The organism is Photobacterium leiognathi (genome assembly GCF_030685535.1).
Classification (GTDB): Bacteria; Pseudomonadota; Gammaproteobacteria; order Enterobacterales; family Vibrionaceae; genus Photobacterium; species Photobacterium leiognathi.
This window is the reverse complement of sequence record NZ_CP131601.1, coordinates 1,653,518-1,680,513: the sequence shown is the minus strand read 5'-3', so window position 1 is coordinate 1,680,513 and position 26,996 is coordinate 1,653,518. Positions and strand designations below refer to the sequence as shown.

Genomic DNA, 26,996 nt, shown 5'->3' with positions numbered 1-26,996 from the left:
ACTAGGTTTTATGTTCATTAGTAATTGTTGTTATAGATGCTTGTCATTAGCTAATGGCAAGGTGTTTGTCGTTTAAAGTGATAACATCCAGAACTCTATGATTGAAGACTAAAAAAATTTTCGTAAATGAGCAATTTGAGAGCGGTTTTGACGAGGCATTTTTTGTGATTTCGGTTATAATTCCACGCAATATTAGTGTGAAAAGAACTCCATGAATCAATATCTAGCTATTACTTCCCGCGGCCTTGAAAACTTGCTGGCGGATGAATTAGAACAATTAGGTGCACAGAATATTCAAGTTGTGCATGCTGGTGTCCGCTTCAAAGCAGAGCAAGCAACAGCCTACCGTTGTTGTCTATGGACACGTATCTCATCACGTATCATTCAAGTACTGAGTGAATTTAACGTTCGTGATGATATGGATCTGTACTTAGGTGCAACTGCTATCAATTGGATGAACTATTTTGATAGCAATACTCGCATCGTGGTTGACTTTAACGGTACTAACCGTGAAATCCGCAACAGCCAATACGGCGCAATGAAAATCAAAGATGCGATTGTAGACCGCTTTACCAAAGCTGATTTACGCCGTCCAAATATCGATCGTGAGCGTCCAGATCTTCGTGTTCACATGCGTCTATCCGGCGAGAAAGGTATTCTTGGTCTTGATATGGCGGGCAGTGGTTTACACCAACGAGGCTATCGTAGTGAAGCAGGTAAAGCACCATTACGTGAAACCCACGCTGCGGCTCTTGTGATTAAGAGCGGTTGGTCACCAGAGCAACCTTTACTCGATCCTATGTGTGGTTCAGGTACGTTGCTCATTGAAGCGGCAATGATGGCAGCTGAAATTGCACCGGGTCTTAAGCGTAAGCGTTGGGGTTTTGAGTCAATTAAAGACTTCGATAAAGATGCTTGGATGGAAATTCATGCAGAAGCAACGGTGAAATCTCGCCGTGGTCCTGCAAAAGTAACGACTAAGTTCTTTGGTCGTGAAATGGATCGTCGTGTACTTGCGGTTGCTCGTGATAATGCAGGTCGCGCTGGTGTTAAAGAGCTAATCGATTTTGAATACGGCGATGCCACTCAACTTGTTCGCCCTGAAGGTTTTGAAACAGGCGTTATCCTTTGTAACCCGCCATACGGTGAGCGTTTAGGTACAACACCTGAGTTAATCTCGCTTTATAAAGAGTTTGGTAACCGCTTGAAATTGGCGTTTGCTGGCTCTGTGGCTGCGATTTATTCAAGTTCAAATGAATTACTAAGCTGTATGCGTATGCGTGCAGACAAACAATTTAAGCTTCGTAACGGTGCGTTAGATTGTGTGCTTAAGACGTACTTAATCACAGCAGGTAGTGTTCAGAAAGAAGAAGGCCAAGCAGAAGGCGTTATCGTTCAAGAAGAGGTAGCACCAGATTTTGCTAACCGTTTGAAGAAGAACATTGCCAAGTTAGGTAAATGGGCTAAGCGTGAAGGTATCGAATGTTACCGTATTTATGATGCTGACATTCCTAACTACAACGCAGCGATTGATAAGTACAAAGATTACATCATCATCCAAGAGTATGCGGCACCTAAGTCTGTTTCTGAAGAGTTAGCTCGTCGTCGTATCATGGATATTCTACGTGCAACGATTGAAGTAACAGGCGTTGAGAGTAACAAGGTTATTCTTAAAGTGCGTGAGCGTCAGAAAGGTAAGAGCCAATACCAGAAACTATCAAGTGCAGAACGTCACATGGTTGTTGAGGAATACGGTGTTGAGCTTAAAGTTAATCTATATGATTACCTAGATACGGGTCTATTCCTTGATCACCGTATTACTCGTCGTATGTTAGGTAAGATGGCACCGGGTAAAGATTTCTTGAACCTATTCTCATACACAGGCTCGGCAAGTGTGCATGTGGCTGTTGGTGGTGCTAAGACAACAACAACGGTGGATATGTCAAATACCTACCTTCGTTGGGCACAAGAGAATATGGAACTGAACAACCAAGTAGGTTCTCAGCATGAGTTTATTCAAGCTGACTGTCTACAGTGGTTACAAGAGGTTGATGATACATTTGATCTTATCTTCATTGACCCACCAACGTTCTCTAACTCTAAGCGTATGAAGCAGTCGTTTGATATTCAGCGTGATCACATCATGTTGATGGAAAACCTAAAACGTATGCTACGTCCTGAAGGTCAAATTGTTTTCTCAAATAACAAACGTCACTTCAAGATGGATTTAGATAAACTGAATGAGCTTGGCTTACACGCGAAGAACATTTCAGATAAAACATTGCCAATGGATTTTGCTAAGAACAAGCAAATTCACAACTGTTGGATCATCACTCACAAGGAAGGCTAGTGTTAATCACACTTTATAGCACGGAAGGCTGCCACCTTTGCGAGCAGGCATACAGCTTGCTCGTAGAGGTAGGGGTTCAAGACAACATAGAAGTTGTTGATATCGCATTCGATGATGCACTGTTCTCTCGTTACGGTGTAACCATACCTGTACTCTCCATTCAACACCATGAACACAATGTTTCTGAATTAGGCTGGCCCTTCGATAAAGAAACATTACAAACATGGTTAACAACTAATAAGCTTGGTTAATTACGATGGCACTTATAAAAATTAGTAACGCTCAACTGGCTTACGGCGATCATGCATTACTAGATAAAGCTGAATTTCTTCTGCAACCTCATGAGCGTGTTTGTCTTGTGGGTCGTAATGGCGCGGGTAAGTCCACGTTAATGAAAGTGATTGCTGGCGACATTCTTTTAGATGACGGTAGCATTCAGCGTCAAAATGAGCTGGTGGTTTCTCGTTTAGAGCAAGATCCGCCACGTAATGCCGAAGGCACCGTTTTTGATTACGTTGCAGAAGGCTTAGCGGAAGTGGGTACAGTACTTCGTGAGTACCACCACCAATTAGAATTGGTTACTGCAGAACCTACTGAAGCTAACATTAATAAACTGGCTCGTATTCAAGAGAAAGTTGATCATAATAATGGTTGGTTAATTGATACTCGCATTGCATCAGTACTTGAAAGCCTAAAGTTAGATGCAAGCACACTGCTAACAGACTTATCTGGTGGTTGGCAGCGTAAAGCCGCATTAGCGCGCGCACTGGTGTGTGATCCTGATATTTTGCTGCTAGATGAGCCAACCAACCACTTAGACGTAACAACGATTGAATGGTTAGAAGGTTTCTTAAAAGACTTCCGTGGTTCTATCGTATTTATCTCCCATGACCGTGCATTTATCCGCTCAATGGCGACGCGCATTGTAGACTTAGATCGTGGTCAACTTGTTTCTTTCCCTGGTGACTATGAAGGTTACTTAGAAGCGAAAGAAGAGTTATTACGTGTAGAAGCAGAGCAAAACGCATTATTTGACAAAAAACTTGCACAAGAAGAAGTGTGGATCCGTCAAGGTATTAAGGCTCGTCGTACACGTAATGAAGGCCGTGTTCGTGCTCTGAAAGCATTACGTAATGAACGTGCAGAACGTCGTGACGTAGTGGGTAAAGCGGACATGCAACTTCAAGATGCAAACCGCTCAGGTAAGATTGTCTTTGAAGCGAATAATATCGGTTATAGCTATGGTGATAAGCAAATCGTTAAAGACTTTAGCTTTAATGTTATGCGTGGTGATCGTATTGCGTTAATTGGTCCAAATGGCTGTGGTAAGAGTACCTTGATTAAACTGATGCTTGATAAGTTACAAGCAACAGAAGGTAACTTACATTGTGGTACAAAGCTTGAAGTCGCTTACTTTGACCAATACCGTGAAGTGCTTGATCCTGAGAAGACCGTAATGGATAACCTTGCTGATGGTAAGCAAGAAGTGACCATTAATGGTAAAACACGTCATGCGCTAGGTTACTTGCAAGATTTCTTATTCCACCCACGTCGTGCGCGTACACCAGTAAAAGCCCTGTCTGGTGGTGAAAAGAACCGACTATTGTTGGCTAAATTGTTCCTAAAACCAAATAATTTATTGGTTCTCGATGAACCAACCAACGATTTGGATATCGAAACATTGGAACTTTTAGAAGATATTCTTGCCAACTATCAAGGAACATTACTTCTAGTAAGTCACGATCGTCAATTCGTTGATAATACTGTGACCACAAGCTGGATTTTTGAGGGTGAGGGCGTTGTTAACGAATACGTTGGCGGTTACCATGATGCCCAATCTCAACGTGCAAACTCTTATGCAAATCGTGCAAAAGAGCAAGCAGCAGAAATCGAACAAGCTAAAAAGAAAGAAGAAGAACAGAAACAGCGTCAGACTCAACGTCAACGTTCAACGAAAAAGCTATCTTACAAGCTTCAGGTTGAATTAGACGGTTTGCCGCAAAAGATCGAAAACTTGGAAAATGAAATTGCCGAGCTTCAGGAAAAAATTAATGACCCTGATTTCTTCGCGAACCCAAGCAATGATACTCAAGCGGTTTTGACTCACTTAGCTGAGATTGAAACAGAGTTTGAAGTTGCTTTTGAACGTTGGGAAGAGCTAGAGGCAATGCAAAAGGAATCCTAATGCCACATAAGATGTTAAAACTATCAACGCTTGCTATTTTGGTTGCAGGTGCATCTCAAGCGAGTGCCGCTGTTTATGATATTCAACAAGTAAATGAGAATAGCACACTTGTTAATCAGCCTTATCCTGTTCAATCTGATCGTGCTTTGACGTATGTAAGTACTGGTATTGAATCTTCAGGTTCAGATGCAAGCTGTTTTACTACTGATTGTACTAATAATACGTATAAGGTTACAGGTCAGGCTCTTCGTGGTTCACAAGGAAAGCCTCTTGAGGAGACAGTAGCTTATAATGCTAATGAACAACATGTTAACGATGAAAGTTCATTATGGAGTTACTGTAGTTATAACCTAGGCTATGAATCGTGTGAAGATTGGGCGAAACGTGAATTCTTTGGTGTTGGTTATACTAAGAATGATGAGTTTAATGCGCCAGGTCTGGGTGGTTTGCAAAAGAAATCTGCTGCATGGGTTAAAGGGTATTCATCAAACTCTCAAGGTTTAGTTGATGGTACGCCTGTAACGACATTTGCTTCTAATCCCGACAAATATCAAGGTACCCAAAAAGACAATCTTGGTAGCTTTAATGGTTCAGCAGAAGAAAGTATTGATAGTTCAGTAAACGGTGTTATTGGTGACTTCGTTTACGGTATTACATCTTCTGCATTATTTAAGAATAGTCATGGTAATCCTCGAGCATTTGATAAGCGCGGTTTTGTGAATGTTGGTGGAAATGACGTTTCACTTGCTCCTGTTGCAAAAGATGCAAGTCCGCTTGTATCTAATATGGGACAAACGCAAGCTAATGCCGGTATTTTATTCAATGATCAACTATTAGTTGTTGGCTCATCATCGTATTCTCCAAGTTTTTATGGGAAAGATGGTAATGGCAACCTACGTCAAGATGAAGATAAGCTACCTAATGTAGAAGATATTTTAAATACTGGCACTCCAACATTAGATTTCAACCGTTTTAAAACATGTGCGACAGATAGCTCAACTAATTTATATGCAAATTGGGAATGTCAGTTTAGTACATTTGCTAATGAAGCTGCTTTTTGGTTAGTAGATGAAAATGGTGATATTAAGTCAGGCTCTATTTCAGCTGGTTCAGGCGATCAGCGTGATGGTTTAGCTGTTATTGATAGAGATAATGAAGATTTATCGTTCCAAGCATCTGCAAAATCTGTTGCGTTAGTTGATGGTTTACCGCTTGCTGCTGGTTATTCAACAAGTAATGTTCGTGATGATTTTTATGCGATGCAAGCTGCTTACTTCAAAGCTGATAATGCTGATTTAACTTCTTGGACACGTACATTTGTTCCTGGACTGTCAATTAAACCAGGCGATGATCGTGACTTTACTTACACAATTGCCAATGCTGTAAATAATCAGTCCATGATTGTGGGTGATGCAAAAGGTAATGGTGAGAAGCCTTTACGTGCTTATGTGTACAAAATCGGTGATTCAAGCGCACAATTCCTTGATAATTTAGTACCAAGCTTATTCTTTAAAGATTCAAATAGTCATGCATCAGCCGTGAACAACCATGATCAAGTCGTAGGTTGGGTGGATACAACTAATGGTACAAAAGTAGAGCGTAAACATCGTGCGTTTACTTATACTGCAGGTGCTGCTCAAGGTGAAGCTCTAGCTTCTAAAAATGCATGGTTACTTGATGATTTAGTTAATGATGGCAAACAAGACTCAAATGCAAATAAATACCGCATTATCAATGCTACAGGCATTAATGATGCAGGTGTGATTTCAGCGACGGCACTTTACTGTGAAAAGGGTTATGATAATACTAGTCAAAACTCTTACTGTAATGGTGGTGAAGCTAGTGCAGAAAAGTATGTATCAGTTAAGCTAACTCCAATCAACGGAGCCAAGGCGTCAGATATTATTAAGCGAGCAGAGCAAGAAGATGAACCAGTGAAACGCTCTGGTGGTTCACTTGGAATCTTAGCTTTGACAGCGCTTGGCTTTATTGGTTTCCGTCGCAGAAAGTAATTTTTTAAAGAAATTACATTATTCATACAAGCTCACATTTTGTGGGCTTTTTTCGTTTTTATATTTGAAAAATTGTTCGTAATCACCCATTTTTATAAGTGGAGACATAAAAACTCCATCATTATGTAATAGTAATGAAAAGTAATATACAGATAAGGATGAGGACCGAACTATGAAGAGACAAAAGCGGGATCGTTTAGAACGTGCGCAGGCTCGAGGTTATCAAGCCGGATTAAATGGTCGTTCTACAGATGCATGTCCGTACCAAGGTACAGACGCCCGTACTAACTGGCTAGGTGGTTGGCGAGACGCAAGAGAAGACTTGCAACAAGGTCTCTATAAATAATACCTCCCTCATGGTTAAACCCTATTCTGCAGCCCCTTAGGAGAAGGGGCTTTTTAATGTCAAAAAGATAGCATTGCAGAGAGAGTGGTTTTATTTATCCCTAAGAGAAAGCTATCAAAATAACAGTGAAAACTAATTTATCTCTATATTGATAGCAATCTTATTTTGCTGGTGGATAAAAAAGCCCTGATACATTGCTGCAGCAGGGCTTAATAATTTATTGATGAAAAGCGATTAGAAGTTGTCAGTATCTTTGAAAAGACCCACTTTAAGATCTTTTGCTACATAGATTTCTTTACCATCTACCAGCACACGACCATCTGCAACACCCATAATTAGCTTACGATTAATAACACGTTTAAGTTGGATCTCGTAAGTCACTTTCTTTGCTGTTGGTAGAATTTGACCAGTGAATTTTACTTCGCCTACACCAAGTGCACGGCCTTTGCCTTCGCCACCAGACCAACCTAAGAAGAAACCAACTAACTGCCACATTGCATCAAGACCAAGACAACCTGGCATTACTGGGTCACCTTTGAAGTGACAGTTAAAGAACCATAGGTCAGGGTTGATATCTAATTCAGCAACGATAAAACCTTTACCGTGCTCACCATCTTTATCCGTGATATTTACAATACGGTCGATCATTAACATGTTATCTGATGGTAATGATGGGAAATCTGGACCGTAAAGTTCGCTATTGCCACATGCGACGAGTTCTTCGTGTGTATAAGAATGCTGGCGTGTCATTAGAATAAATAACTCCTTGAAAAGTATGGGAGCAATTTAGCGTACACGTGTAAGCTTAACAACTCGGATCAGTTCTGGACAAACCAGTTTGCGATACAGATCCGAATTTTGTTCAAAATACCCACTTCATTAGATAAATCACCGTGGTGGAAGTAGTCAATACGTTCCTCAATTAAAGAAAGGATTGTCTCATCTTCTTCATTTTCACTACGGAATGGTTTATCTGTAAGAAGAGGAATTGCTTCATCTACATTCTCAACAGCCCAAATATGGAATTGCTTAGCTTTGATCGCTTCGATAACCTCATCATTTAAGCAAAGGTTACTTAGGTTCGTCTTCGGTAAGATCACACCTTGGTTACCAGTTAGGCCGCGATGCACACAAACCTTATAGAAACCTTCAACTTTCTCATTAATACCACCAACAGCCTGTACACGACCAAACTGATCGACAGCACCTGTTACAGCAATTTGTTGGTTAATTGGCTGAGAAGACAGTGCAGACATTAATGCACATAGCTCAGCTAATGACGCACTGTCACCATCAACTTCTGAGTAAGATTGTTCAAATACAATTGAAGCCGAGTAGGGTAAGGCCTGATCTAAGTCGAGTGCTGTCGCAACAAATGCTTGCATGATCATCATACCTTTAGCGTGAATATTACCGCCTAGTTCAACTTTACGTTCAACGTCGGAAATATCGCCGTCACCAAAGTGAACAACACAAGAGATACGAGCTGGCTCACCGTAAGCTGTTGGGTGTCCAGGCATTTCAACCACAGTTAAGCCGTTAACCTGACCAATTTCTTTACCATCACTAGCGATAAGAACCTGACCGTGGTGAATGTCTGCAATGGCACGCTCTGGTAAATAAGATTCACGGTATTCTTTAGCACGTAAAGAGGCTTTGATGTTAGCTGCTGTGATCACTTTACCGTCTGATTCAAGGCTTGCTTCTGATAGCAGGTTTAGATGCCATAGTAAACATAACGGTAAACGTGTTTGGTCTTCGGCATAACGAGCACTCGGCATTCAATAAAGCTGTGACAGCGTCACTATCTGCAAACTGTGGTAATTGATGGTGATCGATAATAGCTTTTACATAGCCAAGGTAATCTTCAAGGCTTGCATCGTTAAGTAATAAATCTTGTTCAAACTCACCGTACATTGCAAAGCCTGTACTTAGATCTGGCTCTGCACTGTCTAGCTCTGCCATTAAGTAACGATCGCCGATAATTACTAATTTAACATTGAGTTTTTCAGCTGGCGGTAGGTTAATTACTACTTTTTTATTTGACGCTTCCCATTCTAATACGCCATCAGTAAGGGTTCTTTTTAGGCGAGGCCATAAAGATGGATTACTTAACAGCGCCGTAATAGAAAGAATCAGGTAACCATTATGAGCTTGATGCAATAAGCCATGCTTAACACTTGGTTTTGCTAATGTGTTTTGCTCTAGTGGTGGGTAAACCGCACCAAACAATTTTTCGGCAGTAACATTTTCACCCGCAATGATTATCGGCTGCTCTTTTTCACTCGTTTGTGAGCAAGTTGTATTATTATTACTATTGAATTGGTATTTTTTTATGAGTTCAATAATATAGTCACGGTACAAGGTATTATCAGGCGCCGTAATACGTAGAATGCGAGGCTGTAAATTGAGCGCGCTGAAGCGACGTACGGCATCTGATAGTCGAGGTTGAAGAGTACCGATGGAAGCAGGTTCAAGATTGCTATAATGATCTAGAGTCGTCTGGTACTGAGTGTAATCAGGAAACATTGTACGCCAAGATTCTTCATGCATAAATTTAGGTTTCTATTGTTACTGTGAAAAGGTAAGCAGTATAAAACAATCAAAGACCTCATAATAGAGACTTATGACCTATATTTATGTTTCATAAAAACAACCAGTTAATGTTAGATCATGGATTGTTATTTGGGAACTCTAGGGTTACACTGTCACGTGGTTTCGTTGAATGATGAGAATGAATTAATCTTATGAAATATCAGCAGCTTGAAAATCTTGAAGCCTATTGGAAATGGGCTTATTTAGTAAAGAAGCATAAGGAAGGTGAAGCGATCACCTGTTTTGTTGATCGTAGTGAAGCAGAATCTGCTGTTGATGCGTTATTTAATATTGAACATGAACCAACCAAAGTGATTGATTGGATCAATGCCAATATGTCTCTTGAACTGGAGAATAAGCTTAAACAAGCCATTCGAGCAAAACGTAAACGTCACTTTAATGCAGAACAAGTACATACTCGTAAAAAGTCCATCGATCTTGATTATCGTGTTTGGGAAAAGTTAGCTGAAAAATCGCAAGAGTTAGGTTCAACTCTATCTGATACAATTGAATATCTGATAAGTGAGAGCAATAGAAGCGAGCAAGCAAGTAAGCAAGTCAGTGATATTAAGAATAATTTAACAGAACTGCTCAACATCGACCCTTTTAATGAATAATTTTTGTTGTGTGGTTGCTGTTCTTTATGAAGCCATCTTCTAAGGAGTAGGTAATGGAGTATGTATTAGTCTTAGCTGTTGTTGTTATTTTTATTGTCTTTAAAGATCGTCCAATAATGGTGTTAAAGTTTGAAAATGGTGAGTTAACCAAGACGAAAGGTGATGTACCAACAGGCTTTCAAACATCATGTAAAGAGATCGCTCATAAGACGCCATTTAGTGGGCAGATTAAAGTCTATAAAAATCGATTTACGACTAAAATTGATTTTTCGAAAGATATTCCAGGTAAGATCAAGCAACGAATTCGTAATGTATTTCCTCATAGCTCGCAGCCAAGCAAAAAGGGCAAACGGGCTTAAGTTTAGCCTCTCAATGGGCGAGTTTACACTCGCCCATCTAGTATAAGATATTTCATTTTGATCACTCCTCATGCATTTAGATTAACCCAAGGTACTGATTTAAAAGAGAGCATACTTCAGTATATTCAAAAGAATCAGATACAAGCTGGCTCATTACTTTCGTGTGTTGGTTGCTTGAAAAAAGCTGTTATACGTTTAGCTGATGAGTCTAAAACTATTGAGCTAGCAGGACCACTAGAAATTTTAACGTTATCAGGGACATTAACACCATCACATGTTCACCTTCATATATCGGTTGCCGATGTGAAAGGTAAGGTAATTGGCGGGCATTTAGTGGAGGGGAGTATTGTGTCTTATACTGCTGAAATTTGTTTAGCTTCTTTTTCTAATCTCGTATTTAGTCGTGCATTTGACACCGAAACACAATTTGAAGAGTTAACAATAAAATTAGTTGAATAGAGATTAATAATCACAAGTTAAGCCATATCAAGTTTAACTTGTGATAGATACTATTTTAATGCGTTAAGTAACTCATCTTTGCTTTTTATATACGCAGCAAACTTTTCCTTTAGTTCTTTTAATTCGGATTCTGCCTTTATACGTTTTTCTCGTTCATCATCTAACTTTTGACCTAAATCTACAGCTAAATAGCCGCCTTTAATCAATGCTTTTGTTGTTACATTACTTTCAGTTAATGATTTTAGTGACTCGATCATGTAGTAGTGTTGATCGATGTCTCGAATAGTTATTGCCATGAAAAACTCCTTTAACTTACTATAATATAACACTTTTTGAATTTATTCGCACACCCTAATGCACTATAACTTTATGTTTTTAATAAATTTAAACCGTAAATACTGACTTAAATGTTTAACGAACTTTGTTACCTAAAAGAAGGCTATTTAGATTAATGGCATGTCCATCTTCTAATTCTAAAATACCACGATCATCTGAGATAAAAACTGCTTCATTCGTTCTAAGTGAATCAATAAAAAAGTTCCTAAACGTAAAATCAACTTCTCGGCTTTTATTCATGCGTTTAACACCAAAAGTGTAGTAATGGTTTTGAAAACGAAGAAAAATACCGCTAAATAACGAAGAAGAAATAATCTTATCTTCTTTATTCTTCCTTACTAAGTTCATTTTTATACGGCCATTATTGAAATTAATCTTTAAAATTTCAGAGCCGAAAGTAGGGTATTTATCAATAAAAACATACGAAGATTGCGTATTAACTGCAGTAAACGTGGCTTGAATAAAGATAAAGCACACTGCTAGAAATGCACCAAGTAATGCTTTTTTAATCATGGCATTGCTCCTGGTTTACTTGTGAGGTTACATCAATAAAGTGCTCATTTAATACACCAATTAATTTATAACGCTCGCATAAACCACCAACAGGAAATGCATACCATTGACCAATATCACCTGTTTTATGTTCAGTTATAGCTGTCATCACCGGATTGGGTAACGCCACACCATTATAATGGACAGAAATACCATCTACATTGGTAGTATCAACAAAGAAAAGGTATTGATAACAAGCAAATAGAGTAACTAAAAAGAAAAAGCTGACCACAAGAAAATCAGTAATACTGAATGACTCAAATCGTTTAAACAATGAGTTAGACTGTTTAGGCGATTTTGTATTTATCTGTTTTTCGATAATACATTCAGGATGTTCTCGCATTTCTAGGCTTTCAGCTATCTGATGTGCTTCAATATGCTTGCTGATATCGTCTTCTTTACAGGAAGGTTGAAAATAACCATCATCAGCTAGGGCTGCCTCTTTAATAGAGTAGCCAAGCTTAGGCTCAGTTTGGATAATCTTATGCTCACCAATTTTACTAAAAGCTGTACGTAAGTTCTTAATTGCTACCGTTAATGAGTTATTGGTAACAACTTTACCTTGCCAACACTCTTTGAGCAATGTCTCTCTATGGATGGTTTGGTTTGCTGAATTTGCTAATAAAGCAAAAATATGAGTCTCTGAGCGTGATACTTTTAAAACAGCATTATCACTAACACGAGTGATCGTTCTGCGAGAAAAATCAATCTCAAAACGACCAAACCGTTCGACTCCGTTGTTTACTTCATCGTTCATATTTTACTTATCAATAGGAGAGTTGTTAAAGGGGATAACGACTCATAAAGAGCACTCATTTTATACAAAAATAGCATTAATTTCTATGTACATATAATTTTGTGGCTGTTAACTAGCTATGTATTAATGCTTTTGCCTATTTTGTGCGCATTATTTATACGGGTGATTTATAAAATACCAGATTGGTGACGCTGTAACTATTTTATTTAAATAAATAAAAAGATGCCGATATCCGATATGACCAATATAAAAATAAACGTCACAGGTGTAGACCTAAAGCGCCTCGAAGATATTGAAATTTTAATAAAGGGCAAAAGAGGCAATCGAAGAAATGCCTACTAAAGAAGAGTAAGCAAAGTTTCAGAAGAAGATAAGCTTAAAGAGCGGACTTCATGCAATAATAGATTGATAACTTGGGGAATTTAAAGTTTATACGCTTCGGATTAAAATCCGTTGTAGAATAAGTGGCAAATTGGTCGTGGTTCATAGATAGATGCTAACCAGAGACATTGAAAGTATAAGCAAATCTTTAATTGATTCGTTTAGAGCGAATGAAGGCACTTGAAAGCAACAAATCAATTTTAGAGAACGCACAATGACAATTTAAAGCGCGCCAACATTTTTCTTTCGATAACAACAACGGCAAGTTCAAGTGCAAACAAAACTAACATTTTAAAATATTACAGTCGAGAACGTTGAAGATATACAACGCAGCACCAACGATACATTCAAAATCGGCATGTGGTTTTTATCAAAAGTTATCGAAGGACATCAGTTTGAAATTTATGGGCCATTCGAGTCAGCCGACGCAACAATGAGGTTTGCACATGAGCATCATGGAATTACAAGTTACCGAGGTGCGCCTGAATTTGATGATGGCATGAACGAGCTGCTTGAAGCACTTAAAACTCAGTAACCAACAGATTTACCAAGCCAAATCGTCATCATTTCAATATTATATTTAAGTACGCATTATGTATATTATGTTAAATATAGTATCTAGTTATAGATATGGCAATACGTAATACCTCTATGTGTACCAACCACCGCTACTCTTTCGCATCTATAAGTAAGCTATTTAACAGTATTGGTTATTTACCATAAAATAGGTAATTAACATCAATTTTAAATACTGCTGCAAATTGTCAGTTTGCCTTGTACTTAAACCTTGCTGTTAATTACCAGTGATTCGATCACATCGAATCACTGGGTTGTTATGGTTGATTGTTTTTCTTTAAGTTCCTGGTATCTTTCCAGTAACTGATCGAGCTCATTTGAACAGATTGGTTTTGCCAAAAATCCATCCATACCGATCTCATGGTAGATTTTCTGGTCACTTTGCATAGCATTTGCGGTTAAAGCGACAATTGGAATGCTAATTTCTTTCTTTCTAAGCTGTTTGGTTGCCTCTAAGCCATCTAAAACTGGCATTGAAATATCCATTAGCACTAAATCAAACTTATTGTGACCCTGTAACAGTACATTTATAGCCTCTTTGCCGTTATTAGTTATCGCAACTTTATGTCCGCGACGTTCAAGCATTAACTTAGCTACTAACTGATTAGTATTACTATCTTCAGCAAGTAAAATGTTTAGCGAGCAATTTGACTTATGTTTTGACTGTGTATCACTTTCACAGCTTGTGAGTGACGGATAAACAATTGGGATCGAGATTTTAAAGCAGCTGCCAGTTCCAAGTTCACTTTCTAGTGAGATCTTGCCTTTCATTTTTTCAATTAAGTATTGGCTAATTGCCAAGCCTAATCCTGTTCCGCCATATCGGCGTGTGATACTGCCATCCGCTTGATGAAATGGATTAAAGATATTTTCCTGTGCATCTTTTGCAATTCCAATACCAGTATCAATAACCGCTATCTCAATTGTTTCTTCGATTTTTCTCGCTACGATGCGTACTGATCCGACACTGGTAAACTTCACAGCATTACCAATCAGATTAAATAAGACCTGTGCGATTCTATTCTTGTCGCCATAAATTTGCTTTGGTATAGAATCATCAATTTCACACTGTAACTGCACATTCTTTTTTGTTGCCTGTGGTGACAATTGATCTGCGACTAACTTGATACTTTCAACTATATTGATGTCACTGTTAAAAAGTCTAAAGCTCCCCGATTCAATTCGTGATAAATCCAAAATGTCGTTAATAATGGTCAATAGTAAATGCGCTGATTGATCCATCTGCGATAGCCATAATTTCTGCTTACTGTCTAAGCCAGATAATGACAATGATTCCATTAAACCAAGTACCGCATTTAACGGTGTTCTGATCTCATGGCTCATCATCGCAATGAATTGTGATTTGGCTTTGTTTGCACTTTCTGCTTGCTTACGTGCTTCTTGTAGATCAAACAATCTTTTCTTACGGCTAGTAATATTTTTCGCCGTGCCGCGATATCCTTGAAGTTTTCCATACTTGTCAAAATAAGGCGTACCACTAAAGTTAAACCATTGTTCACTATTGGTTTTTTTTATATTCCATTCTAAGTCTTCAAATACCACTTGCTCTGCTAATTTAAGCTCAAGTTTCTTTTGAAATTGTGGATAGTCTTGAAAAAACTCAATGAAGTTATCACATGTGATTGGGTAATTTGCGATATGGGGTTCTGATATATAAGTGAAATTAAAATTGATATCAATTTCCCAAAACCAGTCACCTGCTGTTTTTGCAAAATCTTTGAAACGTTGTTGACTGAAAGTTAGCTGTTGTGTTCTTGCTGCAACGAGTGATTGTAGTCTTTCGCGATAATCAATATCGATAATAGCGCGAGCCAATAATGGTCGAAATCTATTCAGTACTCGACGGCAACGTGGTGTGAATTGACTTTTATCATGACTCATTAAAATCATGACGGCATCACTTGAGCTAACTTTAACCCCTGTTAGAAGTGCTGATTGATATTCATCTAATATAACTTTGGGTTGATCTCGAAACTCAATCACATCTTTCGGAGAGTATAAGGCAATACATTCACCGTTGATGGCTCGTTTAAAAGTGGTTTCTATTTGCCAAGAACTTGTACCAAATCGATTATCTGTGCTGACTAGGACATCAAGCATAGATTGATCATCTTCACGGGTTAAAACTAACGCTTGAGCAAACCCAATAAATTTCCGAAGAACTTCTAATAAGCTATTGAATACCTGACGTTTATCGTTTGCGCCAGCCATTGCTGAAATGCCTTCTAAGATCGCTTCATTTTCATCTTGAAGTTGGCTTTCACGCTCTTGGCTACGGAGCAAATCAATAACCGTTTCCTGTAGCTTTTCTGATTCTGAACTTATCATTATCGGCTACCTATCCTTCATGAAATACTGCAGCAGAAATCATTAGATTACCGTGCCCATTTTCACCACTAATAAACTGCCCTTGTTCACCAAAAGTAAATGGCGACACATAAGGCTTATTTTGCATTGCAATATTTACACCAATAGCAACATCATCCATACGATTTTGAATTTTAAGCATACAACCAGCACAAAAAATGGTGATACCACCTATTGGGTTCAGCTTTGTTCCATTGGTTGCTTTGACTACACGGCTTGCTCTAGAGATCAGACGCTCATCAGTACCGTCCATAAAATATAAACGTTCGCCTTGTTTTACTTCAGCAAACATTTCAATTCCTTTACGCTCAGTTATATGTGCCGGATGTGCCAATTTGAAATAAGGTAAATCAAAATATTCGCCAGCAAAACGTCCTAAAGGATTTAAACTACTTTCACTGATAATATTGCTGTTAACATCAAAAGGTAATCCCATCCATTTCAGGTAGACTTCGGACGCTGGCTTGTTATCAAGTTCGATCACTTCCCTATTTTCAACCTTTGTCGCAATCGCGGATAAACCCGTGCTGGCATATCCCGAATGAAAAGATAAGCTTACTTCACAGCTTGGATAGAAAACAGCAATGCCAATTCCTTCATTTGCTCGCTGTTCATGATTGAAGATTTGCCACTTACCAACAATGAAATCATCTGCAGCTGAACCACCAATAATGGGAACTGTACTACCGAGTTCTTTTTCAATTCCTTGAATAACTTGCTCTTCATAACCCGGTGTTGCATGTAACAATATTAAAGATGGGAGTTCACCAATACGGCCGCTATTATGAATGGCTTTTAATGTGGCTTGCCTTGCCATTTCATAGGGAGAGTCAAAATTAGAAATGATCGCTGTGCCATAAGCACCATGAAAATCATTAATTGCCCATAGTGCCAAACCTGTACCACTGAAATACCCTTCGTTGGTCATTAAACCTTGGCAAGTGGTACAACCTAGAATCGGTGTATTTGGATAGGCTTTTTCAAGCTCTGACTGAAGAACATCAATGTCATATTTTTCGGAGTAATAAATAAGTAATAACGAAGGCGTTGCAATCTTCACCTTCAGCTTTGCAATCGCTTCATTGATCGCATCAAAAGATGAAATTTGTATTGAGTAGCTTGTAGTTATATCCATATCAATAGGCTCTCATCCTTGAATTAAATCTTACTTTCGTGATTGATATTATCAGTAATTAGCACTCTTTAAGCGATAATCTTACTTACATCTTATTAGATTAGCTTAACTTGTCGTATCATGTTGCAAATAATTGTAACTTAAGGATTGTGAACGTGCATTCAAGCTCAAATAAAGTTGTCATTGTCATATGAGCGGTGCTAATGGCATCGGCAAAGGGATTTGTAAGTATTTGACGCAAAAAAACATGACAGTTATTGCGTTAGATATTAATGAGCAAGCAGGATTTGATCTCGTTAACGAAGAGCCGCGCATTCGTTTTCGTTTGGCAGATGTAACCAAAATTTCTGATATTAAAAGTACGTTAGATTGGATTACAACCCAGTTCGGCAAGCTTGATGGCTTAGTTAATAATGCAGCTATCGCTAATCCATATAACACGCCGTTACAGCAATTACCTTTAGACGAATGGCATCGAATTTTAAATGTTAACTTAACATCCCCTTTAGTCATGAGTCAGCAATGCTTACCTTTACTTACTGAAAGTAAAGGACATATTATCAATATGAGCTCAACAAGATACCTTCAATCGGAAGCAAATACCGAAGCTTACGCAGCGAGTAAAGGCGGCATTGTTTCACTTACTCATGCTTTATCTGTCAGTTTATCCCCTGACATTAAAGTAAATTGTATTTCACCAGGTTGGATTCATACCGATAACAGTGAATTGAGAGAAATTGACCATCAACAGCACTTATCTGGACGAGTTGGTAATGTTGACGATATTGCAGAAATGGTTGCTTTTCTATTGAATAGCCAAGGCTTTATCACCGGGCAAAATTTCGTTATCGATGGTGGGATGACGAAGAAAATGATTTATTCAGAATAAAAAAATAGCACTGATTCAGTGCTATTTCCTGGTTATTTCTTAACAACGAATTGCGCTTTTATTGGCTGGTCGTTGATCTTAATATCAACGCCCCATGTCATTTCGTTATGAGTACATGCTGGAACAGTAAACTCACCAATCCAAGTGTTATCACCTTGTTTGGTAAACACAACAGGTACTGTTCCCATGTTCATACTCACGCCTGAAACCACACCAACAGGTTTAACATCAATGTTGGAAACTTGTAATTTAATTGGCGTTTGTGCTGATAGTTCTTTAGTTAATAAGCTCAGTTCTACAGTCTTATTTGACGATTTGTATTGGCAATTTTGCGTATCTAACATGCATGTTTTTGCATTATCTTCAACCTTTACTTCTTGCTCTGGCGAGTTGTATGTCACTGTTCTCCAAATAAAAGCTGAAACAAGTACTGTCATCAGCACCAATATTTGAGTTAAGCGTCCTCGGGTCAGTTTTTCTGCTGCCATTATAGAATTTATTCCTGTGTTACAGAGTTCAAAGTTTTCACATAAATGTTACTTAAGCGTAAAGGTTATGTGGCTATTCGCCTGTCAAAACTTTGTTAACTCAAGTATTATGTGCAATGAAAATGCCACTTTTACATAAAAATAGCAATTTGAATCTTATTTTGATCTTCTCTTAATAAGCATTCTTATAAGCTTTGGGTGGTATTGCGACAACTTATTGTTCGCACAGGGAAAGTAGTGTAGTTAGCATTATATAGTGGAAGCATGCAATATGAGCCAAGTTAAGCAGCTTGAACAAAACTATAACTATACAGTCGTTCGTCAATTTACTATTAGCAAGTTTAGTTATAGGCGCAACAGACCTATCCTATAGATATAATTTTGCTTATAGAGCACAGATGTGTTCAAAAACGTCTGGCCTTCGACAATTATTAGCTCTCGCGTCAACATTACCCACATTTTGGATTTACAATTTTTATGATCATTATATCTGCTTAATAGATATACTTCCTTTTGCTTACTACACTTATCAGACAATAACAATATAGCGGGAAAGTTTAAAATAACTCGCAGAGTCTTACCGGCCCACAAGTAGCAGCTCAATGTCTAAAAAGTTTAGTCACGATATTGCCCTGAAAACCGTTGGTATAATTAAATATCTTACAATGTGGCGGAATACTTTGGTGCGTTAGAAGAATTATTACCTGTTAATCCAAATAAAACTAATTTACCTTTGATAACTTAAGTACATTAATAACGTTAGAAGTGGACGTTCGCGAAGTTTACATCGCTAATGTTTGGAATATTTGTTATATAAATAACGATGAATACTAATTTAAAAAGTATCTAAATTTCGTACACCAGAATTATTAAATGGCGCTTGGTTTGTTTAATTGAACTTTTTAAAGGTGATTGGATGTTGCAAGGATGCGTAAACGTACCAACATCTTCCCCGATTTCGTTATTCGGGCAGAGTAAGGAATGACAAAAGAAAACTATGCAAATCATTACTGCTACCATTGTGGTGAGCTAGTTCCAAGTGGTAGCACATTCTCAGTAGAAATTTTAGGTCAAGCACGTCCTATGTGCTGTCCTGGCTGCGAAGCCGTTGCTACAACCATTGTTCAAAGTGGTCTCACCTCATATTATGAATACCGGACTGAGCCAGCTGAGAAAGCTGATTTAGTGCCTGAACAACTTCAATCATTATCGCTTTATGATCATGCTGATATTCAACAAGATTTTGTTCGCACCACTGATAAAAACCACAATGAAGTTTCCCTATCTGTCGAAGGTGTTTCTTGCGCCGCTTGTGCGTGGTTAATAGAAAAGCAACTGGTACGCGAAGCAGGTGTCATTTCTATTCGTGTGAACACAACGACACACCGTGCACTACTGGTGTGGGATCCAGAGCAAGTACAACTTAGCCATTTACTGTCTGTTATTCATAAAATTGGCTATAAAGCCTCGCCTTTTGAGGCCGATGCCCAAGAGCAGCAATACCACAACACCATGAAGCAATATCTATATAAATTAGGTATTGCGGGCATTGCTACCATGCAAGTCATGATGCTGGCAATTGCTTTGTATTTTGAGGTGTTCGGTGATTTAGATCATGAGTTTCGTAACTACTTACGTTGGGTAAGCTTAATTTTTGCGACCCCTGTATTGCTCTACTCTGCACTGCCTTTCTACATCAATGCTTGGCGAAATTTAAAAGCTTTTACACTTGGTATGGATGTTCCTGTTTCCATCGCATTACTGTTTGCTTACGCTGCGAGTTTATATGCAACCGTTATGGAAAAAGGTGAAGTTTTCTTTGAGTCCATTTCTATGTTCACTTTCTTCTTATTGCTTGGGCGCTTTTTGGAAATGCGTGCTCGTCGTCAAGCCGCAGCAGCTAGTGCGAATTTGTTAAAGCTGGTTCCAAGCATGGCAACCCTTTCAAATGGAGAGCAAATTGCAGCGAAAACCTTAAAAATAGGTGACGTTGTCACGGTGTTGCCTGGTGAGCATTTCCCCGCTGATGGTGAAATTCAAAAAGGACTCACCACTGTTAACGAATCAATGTTAACCTATGAATCTGTACCTGTTGAACGTGCTAAGGGCGATACTGTCTATGCTGGCACCATTAACGGTGATGGCAATATCACAATGATAGTCACGGTTAACCGTAATGACTCTTTGATTTCAAATATTGTTCGTCTTCAAGATGAAGCTCAGTTATCAAAGCCAAAGGTTGCGGAGCTTGCAGATAACGTTGCTCGTTACTTTGTTGCTGCAATCCTGATCATTGCAGCTGTAACGTGGTATTACTGGCATCAACACCAACCAGAAGATGCGCTATGGATCACCCTTGCTGTATTAGTCGCAACCTGCCCTTGTGCACTTTCTCTAGCAACACCAACAGTGATTACCTGTTCAACCTCAACGCTTGGGAAACTTGGTATTTTGCTGCGCCGTGGTCATGTTCTTGAAACCTTATGTAAGGTTAATCGCCTAGTACTTGATAAAACCGGAACATTGACGGAAGGCAATGTAAGATTAATAGAAACCAAACTGTTTAGTGATATGTCGGAACAACAAGCATTGATGTATGCAGCAGAGCTTGAGCGTTTCGCTAATCACCCTATCGCTCAAGCATTTAGCGCTTATCGTTGTAGTGAAGTTTTGTTCGATAATGTAGAAAATGTCATTGGTTGTGGTTTGAAAACCGATCGCGATGGTAATGAGTGGCGTATTGGTAAATACGACTTTGCACTATCATCTGAAAAAGACGTAATTCATAGTGATAATAAACACTATTCCGTGTGGTTATCTTGTAACGATAAACCTATTGCTGCTTTCAAATTAGATGATCCTATTCGTCAAGAAAGCTTAGAATTGGTAGAGCAATGCCAACAGCAAGGTATTCAAGTCACAATGTTAACAGGTGATAATTCTGTTCATGCTGAGACGGTAGCAAATCGGCTCCATATTAATGAGGTTGTCGCTAATCAAAGTCCGCAAGGAAAGCTGAATTATCTAAGCAGTTTGCCATCGTCAGATGTGGTGTTAATGGTTGGTGATGGTGTCAATGATGCCCCTGTTCTTGCTGGCGCTCACCTTTCTGTTGCTATGGGTGGTGGTACAGATATAGCGAAATCTTCAGCAGATATGGTACTACTTGGTGATAAATTAGAGCGTATTCTTGAAGCAAGAAAATTGGCTATTAAAACCCGTAAAATTATCCGTGAAAACCTATCATGGGCATTAGGCTATAACCTGATTATTCTCCCATTAGCGGTTTCAGGCCTTGTAGCACCATATATCGCAGTGGTTGGCATGTCAGCAAGCTCGATTATTGTTGTGTCAAATTCTTTAAGGTTATTAAAATAAATGGAAAGTCTTTACATATTAATTCCCATTGCCATTATTTTTGTTTGTATAGCCGTTGGTATCTTTTTATGGGCAGTAAAAAGTGAGCAGTTCGATGATTTAGAGCGTCGTGGCTACGATATTTTATTTGATGACGATGATTCTAAACACAAAGACGCAGTTTCCAATACTGATCAAATCGCAAGTAAATCGTCAAAGGATCAAAACAACGATCATGCCTAGTTTAGATTTTTATGCTGCATTTCTTATTGGGCTAATGGGCGCAGGTCATTGTGTTGGGATGTGTGGTGGTGTTGCTGCCGCAATTACTATCGGTATGCCTAACAACACACATCAAAAAAGACGTTGGATTTACTTATTAAATTACAATATCGGTCGACTTGTGTCCTATACCATTGCTGGCGGATTAATTGGTGCCGCTTTAGCGGGTATATCAACTCTTAATGGAACATCTAACCCTCTGGTATATATGCGACTTTTCGCCGCTTTAATGATGATTTTTTTGGGGTTATATATTTACCAATGGTGGGCTGGATTAAGTCAAATTGAACGTGCAGGCCAAAAAATTTGGCGTCATATATCACCTATTGCAACTTCACTGCTTCCGCTTAAATCGCTTGTCAAAGCATTACCCTTTGGCTTTCTCTGGGGTTGGTTACCTTGCGGCTTAGTGTATTCGACATTAACGTGGGCGGCTGTTTCTGGAAGTGCTCTAAATGGTGCTGCTGTGATGTTTGCTTTTGGCTTAGGCACATTACCTGCGATGCTTGCAGTAGGAGGCTTTGCAGATAAACTAAAGAACTGGCTCAAGAACCGCATTTTTAGGCGTATAAGTGCCCTATTATTAATAATTTATGGGTTTCAAACTGGTTACATTGCAATCAATCAAATATTGTAGTCTCTTTATTACTCGTAATAATGCTTCATAATATGTTAAAATATTGACCTACATCAAATTGGTTAGACAGGCATATGATTTCAGACAAGCTTACAACAAAACGTATCCAATCAGGCGGTTGTGCTATTCACTGCCAAGATTGCAGTATTAGTCAGTTATGCATTCCTTTCACTCTGAATGAGTCTGAGTTAGACCAGCTGGATCAAATCATTGAACGTAAAAAGCCGATCCAAAAAGGTCAAGAATTATTTAAAGCAGGTGATGAGTTAAAATCACTATATGCTATCCGTTCAGGTACGATCAAAAGTTACACCATTACAGAACAAGGTGATGAACAAATCACTGCATTCCACTTAGCTGGTGATCTTGTAGGTTTTGATGCTATCAATGAAATGCAACACCCTAGTTTTGCTCAATCATTAGAAACATCCATGGTTTGTGAAATTCCATTTGAAATCTTAGATGACTTGTCAGGTAAGATGCCAAAGCTTCGTCAACAGATCATGCGTTTAATGAGTAATGAGATCAAAGGCGACCAAGAGATGATCTTATTGCTTTCTAAAAAGAATGCTGAAGAGCGTCTAGCCGCTTTCTTATACAATTTATCATTACGCTTCTCGCAGCGTGGTTTCTCCCCTCGTGAGTTCCGTTTAACCATGACGCGCGGTGATATTGGTAATTACCTAGGTTTGACAGTTGAAACGATCAGTCGCCTACTTGGTCGTTTCCAAAAATCAGAAATGCTAAGTGTTAAAGGTAAATACATCACTATTATTGACCATGATGAGTTAGCCCGTCTTGCTGGTGTAGCGAAAAATAATAGCTTGTCACAACAGTAATCTACGTTACTTTTCACTCATTTTATAAAGCATCGTTCTATACGATGCTTTTTTATTGCCTCGAAATCCTGCCATTTCGTTTATTAATTTGCTCAACGTATCAAACTTCGCAAAATTTTGGCTAATATGATTCCCATAACTTCCTATACTAGGTTACAGTGTTTATAAGGATTTATTTTAATCTCTTGATATCAAAGCATATAGTATTTGCTATCTATCATTAGTGTTTATGTTGAATCACTTTCAAGAGGCTGCCTACACATTTGTGTAAAGGAGGCATTATGCAAAAGTATAAAAATATCTTAGTTGTTGCTGACCCAGAAAAAGAACAACAACCTTCGATCTCACGTGCCGTTCATATCGCTAAGATGACTAAAGACGTAAAAATCGTTGTTTTCTTGGCGATTTATGATTTCTCTTACGAGATGACATCCATGCTTTCGTCTGATGAACGTGACGCAATGCGTCGTGGCGTTGTAATGCAACGAGAAGAATGGTTGAAAGAAATCATTGCCCCACACCTTGAGCAAGGTATTGATATCGAAATCAAAGTGGTATGGCATAATCGTCCGTATGAAGCAATTATTGCTGATGTTTATAGCCAAGAAATCGATCTACTTGTTAAAGCAACACATGAACATGATCGTTTAGGATCTGTTATTTTTACACCTACAGATTGGCACTTATTGCGCAAATGCCCTATTCCTGTATTACTAGTTAAGGGGAATAACTGGCCTGAACATGGCAAGGTATTAAGTTGTGTGAATATTTCTACCGATGATGATACGCATGACGGCTTAAACGATAAGATCGTAAAAGAGTCTTTAGCTTTTGCCTCTATTGCGAATGCTGAGGTTAACTTGGTCAATGCCTACCCTGCAACACCAGTTAATATTACGATTGAATTACCTGAATTTGATCCTGCTAGTTACACCGATGCAGTCCGTGCACTGGCATCACTTAACGACAATGAAAGCATTACGCCAAAAGTATGGCATTAGTGAAGAGCAAACTCATGTATTAGAAGGTTTGCCGGAAGATATCATTCCACAAGTGGCGGAAGATATTAAAGCTGAATTGGTGATCTTAGGTACAACAGGTAGAACGGGGTTATCTGCGGTGTTTATCGGTAATACAGCAGAGAACACTATTGATAGTTTGAACTGTGACCTATTAGCGTTGAAACCTGATGGATATGTTAGCCCGCTTTCTCCGAATTTAGATTAAACAAAAGGCCTCGATTGAGGCCTTTTTTCTTTCTGCTATTTTTTAGCGTCTTCCTGCATGGTTAGCCATTTCGCAAACTTGGTCGCATACCACTCATTTGCTTTTTCTTCGCAATATGCATGACTTAATTTTCGTCTTTTCCATTCAGCAGCAATGGCTACTCGAGTTTGATTTGATGCACGTTCATTAAGATAGACTCCGCACAATTGTTCATTACTCATGTTTTGTGCATAGCCATTGACATCTCCCCCTACTAAGCCTAGCTGTTGAGCCTGTTTAGAACTACAGCCAACCACTAGAGTAAAGCTGAATGCGATGAAAAATATCCGAAACATATAAGTCACTTTTGTTTAATAGTTTTTTATATCTTAGCAGCTAAAGAAATTAAAAAATATTGATAGGTAAATGTTACTACATTTTAGTTGTCTTATTTTTAATACTCACGAATAAACACTATTAACTAAAATGTTTTTAATGTTCTTTGCTGGTAATAATTATGAATATTTTTCTCTGCAAACGACGCTATATTTATCTATTAACATTATTTTTCTCTGTAACATCCTTTTCTATTGGTATTAATGACAGTAAATACATAGAACTAGGAGGTAGCCTAGATCCTAGCGTTATGAAAAATGTCAGTACCGTATTGGAACAAAATGCTAGTGATGAAAAATTTAATTCAGTTGGCCTAGTCGTCGCTAACGGTTATTGCTCTGGCACATGGTTAGGTAGTGATAATACACACAGCTACATTCTAACTGCCGCTCATTGCTTGGCTGGCGCTCAAGGAACTGAATTTACAGGGCAATATGTAAGTTTTAAAAAACAGGATGGTACTGTACTCGCTGCAGGTATTTCTACTAACTATTTCAGAAACTTTACTGGATGTTCGAATGATATTGCTGTTGCTAAAATACCTAAATTAGCCGACCCAACTGATGACGAAGGTGAGATTATTAAGCAGCCGTTGCTTGATAACAAATTAAATAAAAATTCATTACTTCAGCCAACAATACTCACTGGTTTCGGTTATTTCGGCACAAAAACTCTTGGGCAGCTAGATTATAACGCTAAGCGTAAAGGTGATGGTCATATTCGATATTATGACCACCACTGTTTAGTTAATAGAGCAATTGAAAACACCGATTCTTGGGCTTTTGCAAGCTCAGGTGATAGTGGTTCAGCTATCTGGCAACAACGAAATGAACATCAAGTTGCAGTAGGTGTTACTTCATGGTGGTACGGTTGGTATCATGGTTATTCTGGTCATGTTCCTATTGCTCGCCATATAGATTGGCTTAAAAGTGTCGTACCTGTAGTCAAAACAATTGATGATATTTCACCAGAAATACCGATTGAAGAGACACAATGGCTGTTAACTGAAGAATTACCAATTGAAACAACTCCTCTAGAACAAGATGTACGAGGATCAGTTTACTACATAAGTACTAAAAACATTGTTGATGGTCCTTCAAGATATATTTGGCGATATCCTAGAGGGGTGACTAGGTTTGCCACAACCTTAGTTGAACAAAACAGTAATGTTGAACACAAAGTTTGGTTAAGAGGTCAAAGGAAGACTCATTGTGGCTGGGGTAAAATAAATAACAGTGCTTGGTGTTACCCTTCTCCAAATCTTGACCAATTGAAAATGGAATTTTTACAGTCAGATAATGTTGGTTTACCTATAGGTAACTTCCAGGGTAGTTTCAGCCTGATAGTTAAAAGCTTATATGACCCTAGTTATGTTAACGAAGTTCAAGTCAATACAAACATAACAATAACCACTCAGATAGAGTCTGCCAGAGTTATAACGCAAGATATTTCTTATATTGGTCCTCGATACGAAGAAACCATTTACGGTACAGTTTTTTATTTGTCAGAGAACAGTAACAGTCGTAATCGTCCAGTATGGCGTAGAAATAATCGCGGGTATACCGAATTGGAAGTCGATGTTACAAATTCAGAAACAGGTGATGTGAAAACTGTTATTTTGCGTGGTGAGCGAAATCTAGGATGTGGCTGGACTATCATGAATAACGCAGCTTATTGTAGATACCAACGCCCTATCTATGGGGAGTTGAGACTCAGTTTCGTTCCAGACGACAATCCCAACTTACCTATTGGTCAATATAGTGGTTCTTTATCAGTCACTGCGAAAGGTTTACATAAACGAAGTTTCAGAAAAGATCTAAACTTTAACGTAGAACTTAATATTATTGAGTAGCA

Annotated in this window: 22 protein-coding genes and 2 pseudogenes; 15 read left to right on the top strand and 9 right to left on the bottom strand. The window is 38.5% G+C overall.

What is annotated here, in order from left to right:
• The first annotated feature begins 211 nt into the window (after positions 1-211).
• The 5 genes from rlmKL (at position 212) to rmf (ending at position 6,893) form a co-directional block, all read left to right on the top strand.
• Entirely contained in the window at positions 212-2,350 is a 2,139-nt protein-coding gene (gene rlmKL / locus Q7674_RS14815) for a bifunctional 23S rRNA (guanine(2069)-N(7))-methyltransferase RlmK/23S rRNA (guanine(2445)-N(2))-methyltransferase RlmL (RefSeq protein ID WP_045062841.1), read from the top strand.
• The gene (locus Q7674_RS14810) at positions 2,350-2,601 is read left to right on the top strand and encodes a glutaredoxin family protein (protein WP_045062843.1); all 252 of its coding nucleotides are present in this window, start codon (positions 2,350-2,352) and stop codon (positions 2,599-2,601) included. Before rlmKL ends, Q7674_RS14810 begins: the two co-directional genes overlap by 1 nt.
• A 5-nt stretch (positions 2,602-2,606) precedes the next feature.
• A complete protein-coding gene (gene uup, locus Q7674_RS14805; protein ID WP_045062845.1) occupies positions 2,607-4,535 on the top strand; it encodes an ATP-binding cassette ATPase Uup in 1,929 nt (642 codons plus the stop codon).
• Complete coding sequence (locus Q7674_RS14800; protein ID WP_305422673.1) at positions 4,535-6,547, top strand: DUF3466 family protein; 2,013 nt, start codon at positions 4,535-4,537, stop codon at positions 6,545-6,547. The genes uup and Q7674_RS14800 overlap by 1 nt, the downstream gene beginning before the upstream one ends.
• 172 nt (positions 6,548-6,719) lie before the next feature.
• Complete coding sequence (gene rmf / locus Q7674_RS14795) at positions 6,720-6,893, top strand: ribosome modulation factor (protein WP_008987067.1); 174 nt, start codon at positions 6,720-6,722, stop codon at positions 6,891-6,893.
• Between the two features lie 234 nt (positions 6,894-7,127).
• On the opposite strand, the gene fabA is transcribed toward rmf, so the two are convergent.
• A complete protein-coding gene (gene fabA / locus Q7674_RS14790; protein ID WP_008987066.1) occupies positions 7,128-7,643 on the bottom strand; it encodes a bifunctional 3-hydroxydecanoyl-ACP dehydratase/trans-2-decenoyl-ACP isomerase in 516 nt (171 codons plus the stop codon).
• A gap of 68 nt (positions 7,644-7,711) precedes the next feature.
• Positions 7,712-9,446: pseudogene (locus Q7674_RS14785) on the bottom strand (AAA family ATPase).
• 194 nt (positions 9,447-9,640) lie between these two features.
• Here Q7674_RS14785 and matP point away from each other — a divergent pair.
• The 3 genes from matP to Q7674_RS14770 are packed head-to-tail and all read left to right on the top strand — an operon-like array spanning position 9,641 to position 10,923.
• The gene (gene matP, locus Q7674_RS14780; protein WP_305422671.1) at positions 9,641-10,105 is read left to right on the top strand and encodes a macrodomain Ter protein MatP; all 465 of its coding nucleotides are present in this window, start codon (positions 9,641-9,643) and stop codon (positions 10,103-10,105) included.
• 53 nt (positions 10,106-10,158) lie between these two features.
• A complete protein-coding gene (locus tag Q7674_RS14775; RefSeq protein WP_008987063.1) occupies positions 10,159-10,464 on the top strand; it encodes a DUF3634 family protein in 306 nt (101 codons plus the stop codon).
• Positions 10,465-10,521: 57 nt separating this feature from the next.
• Entirely contained in the window at positions 10,522-10,923 is a 402-nt protein-coding gene (locus Q7674_RS14770; RefSeq protein WP_045062851.1) for a PPC domain-containing DNA-binding protein, read from the top strand.
• A 50-nt stretch (positions 10,924-10,973) separates the two neighbouring features.
• On the opposite strand, the gene Q7674_RS14765 is transcribed toward Q7674_RS14770, so the two are convergent.
• The 5 genes from Q7674_RS14765 to Q7674_RS14745 all read right to left on the bottom strand — a co-directional run bounded on the left by Q7674_RS14765 (position 10,974) and on the right by Q7674_RS14745 (position 17,048).
• Positions 10,974-11,219, bottom strand: coding sequence for a hypothetical protein (locus Q7674_RS14765; protein ID WP_107229576.1), 246 nt, complete (start codon positions 11,217-11,219; stop codon positions 10,974-10,976).
• Positions 11,220-11,334: 115 nt separating this feature from the next.
• Positions 11,335-11,772 carry a hypothetical protein gene (locus tag Q7674_RS14760; protein WP_023932095.1) on the bottom strand — a complete coding sequence of 146 codons (438 nt, stop codon included), beginning with the start codon at positions 11,770-11,772 and terminating at the stop codon, positions 11,335-11,337.
• Positions 11,765-12,568 (bottom strand): winged helix-turn-helix domain-containing protein, encoded by an 804-nt coding sequence (locus Q7674_RS14755; RefSeq protein ID WP_045062854.1) that lies wholly within the window; start codon positions 12,566-12,568, stop codon positions 11,765-11,767. The genes Q7674_RS14760 and Q7674_RS14755 overlap by 8 nt, the downstream gene beginning before the upstream one ends.
• A 1,203-nt stretch (positions 12,569-13,771) precedes the next feature.
• The gene (locus tag Q7674_RS14750; RefSeq protein WP_045062855.1) at positions 13,772-15,874 is read right to left on the bottom strand and encodes a hybrid sensor histidine kinase/response regulator; all 2,103 of its coding nucleotides are present in this window, start codon (positions 15,872-15,874) and stop codon (positions 13,772-13,774) included.
• A gap of 10 nt (positions 15,875-15,884) precedes the next feature.
• Complete coding sequence (locus Q7674_RS14745) at positions 15,885-17,048, bottom strand: FIST signal transduction protein (RefSeq protein WP_045062857.1); 1,164 nt, start codon at positions 17,046-17,048, stop codon at positions 15,885-15,887.
• 190 nt (positions 17,049-17,238) lie between these two features.
• Between Q7674_RS14745 and Q7674_RS14740 the strand changes: the two genes are divergently transcribed.
• Positions 17,239-17,937 (top strand): SDR family oxidoreductase, encoded by a 699-nt coding sequence (locus tag Q7674_RS14740; protein ID WP_305422666.1) that lies wholly within the window; start codon positions 17,239-17,241, stop codon positions 17,935-17,937.
• Between the two features lie 32 nt (positions 17,938-17,969).
• Here the strand turns inward: Q7674_RS14740 and Q7674_RS14735 are convergent, their stop codons facing one another.
• The gene (locus Q7674_RS14735; RefSeq protein WP_045062860.1) at positions 17,970-18,425 is read right to left on the bottom strand and encodes a hypothetical protein; all 456 of its coding nucleotides are present in this window, start codon (positions 18,423-18,425) and stop codon (positions 17,970-17,972) included.
• Between the two features lie 981 nt (positions 18,426-19,406).
• On the opposite strand from Q7674_RS14735, the gene Q7674_RS14730 reads away from it, so the two are divergent.
• The 5 genes and pseudogenes from Q7674_RS14730 to uspE all read left to right on the top strand — a co-directional run bounded on the left by Q7674_RS14730 (position 19,407) and on the right by uspE (position 24,767).
• Entirely contained in the window at positions 19,407-21,803 is a 2,397-nt protein-coding gene (locus tag Q7674_RS14730) for a heavy metal translocating P-type ATPase (RefSeq protein ID WP_305422663.1), read from the top strand.
• Positions 21,804-22,025 (top strand): cbb3-type cytochrome oxidase assembly protein CcoS, encoded by a 222-nt coding sequence (gene ccoS, locus Q7674_RS14725; protein ID WP_045062865.1) that lies wholly within the window; start codon positions 21,804-21,806, stop codon positions 22,023-22,025.
• Positions 22,018-22,701 carry a sulfite exporter TauE/SafE family protein gene (locus tag Q7674_RS14720; protein WP_305422661.1) on the top strand — a complete coding sequence of 228 codons (684 nt, stop codon included), beginning with the start codon at positions 22,018-22,020 and terminating at the stop codon, positions 22,699-22,701. Before ccoS ends, Q7674_RS14720 begins: the two co-directional genes overlap by 8 nt.
• 74 nt (positions 22,702-22,775) lie before the next feature.
• Complete coding sequence (gene fnr, locus Q7674_RS14715; protein WP_008987046.1) at positions 22,776-23,540, top strand: fumarate/nitrate reduction transcriptional regulator Fnr; 765 nt, start codon at positions 22,776-22,778, stop codon at positions 23,538-23,540.
• A 281-nt stretch (positions 23,541-23,821) separates the two neighbouring features.
• Positions 23,822-24,767: pseudogene (gene uspE, locus Q7674_RS14710) on the top strand (universal stress protein UspE).
• Between the two features lie 35 nt (positions 24,768-24,802).
• On the opposite strand, the gene Q7674_RS14705 reads toward uspE, so the two are convergent.
• Positions 24,803-25,102 (bottom strand): hypothetical protein, encoded by a 300-nt coding sequence (locus Q7674_RS14705; RefSeq protein WP_023932302.1) that lies wholly within the window; start codon positions 25,100-25,102, stop codon positions 24,803-24,805.
• A gap of 161 nt (positions 25,103-25,263) precedes the next feature.
• Here Q7674_RS14705 and Q7674_RS14700 point away from each other — a divergent pair, with 161 nt between their 5' ends.
• Positions 25,264-26,994: a trypsin-like serine protease gene (locus Q7674_RS14700; protein ID WP_305422658.1), complete on the top strand. Its 1,731-nt coding sequence runs from the start codon at positions 25,264-25,266 to the stop codon at positions 26,992-26,994.
• Positions 26,995-26,996 lie beyond the last annotated feature (2 nt).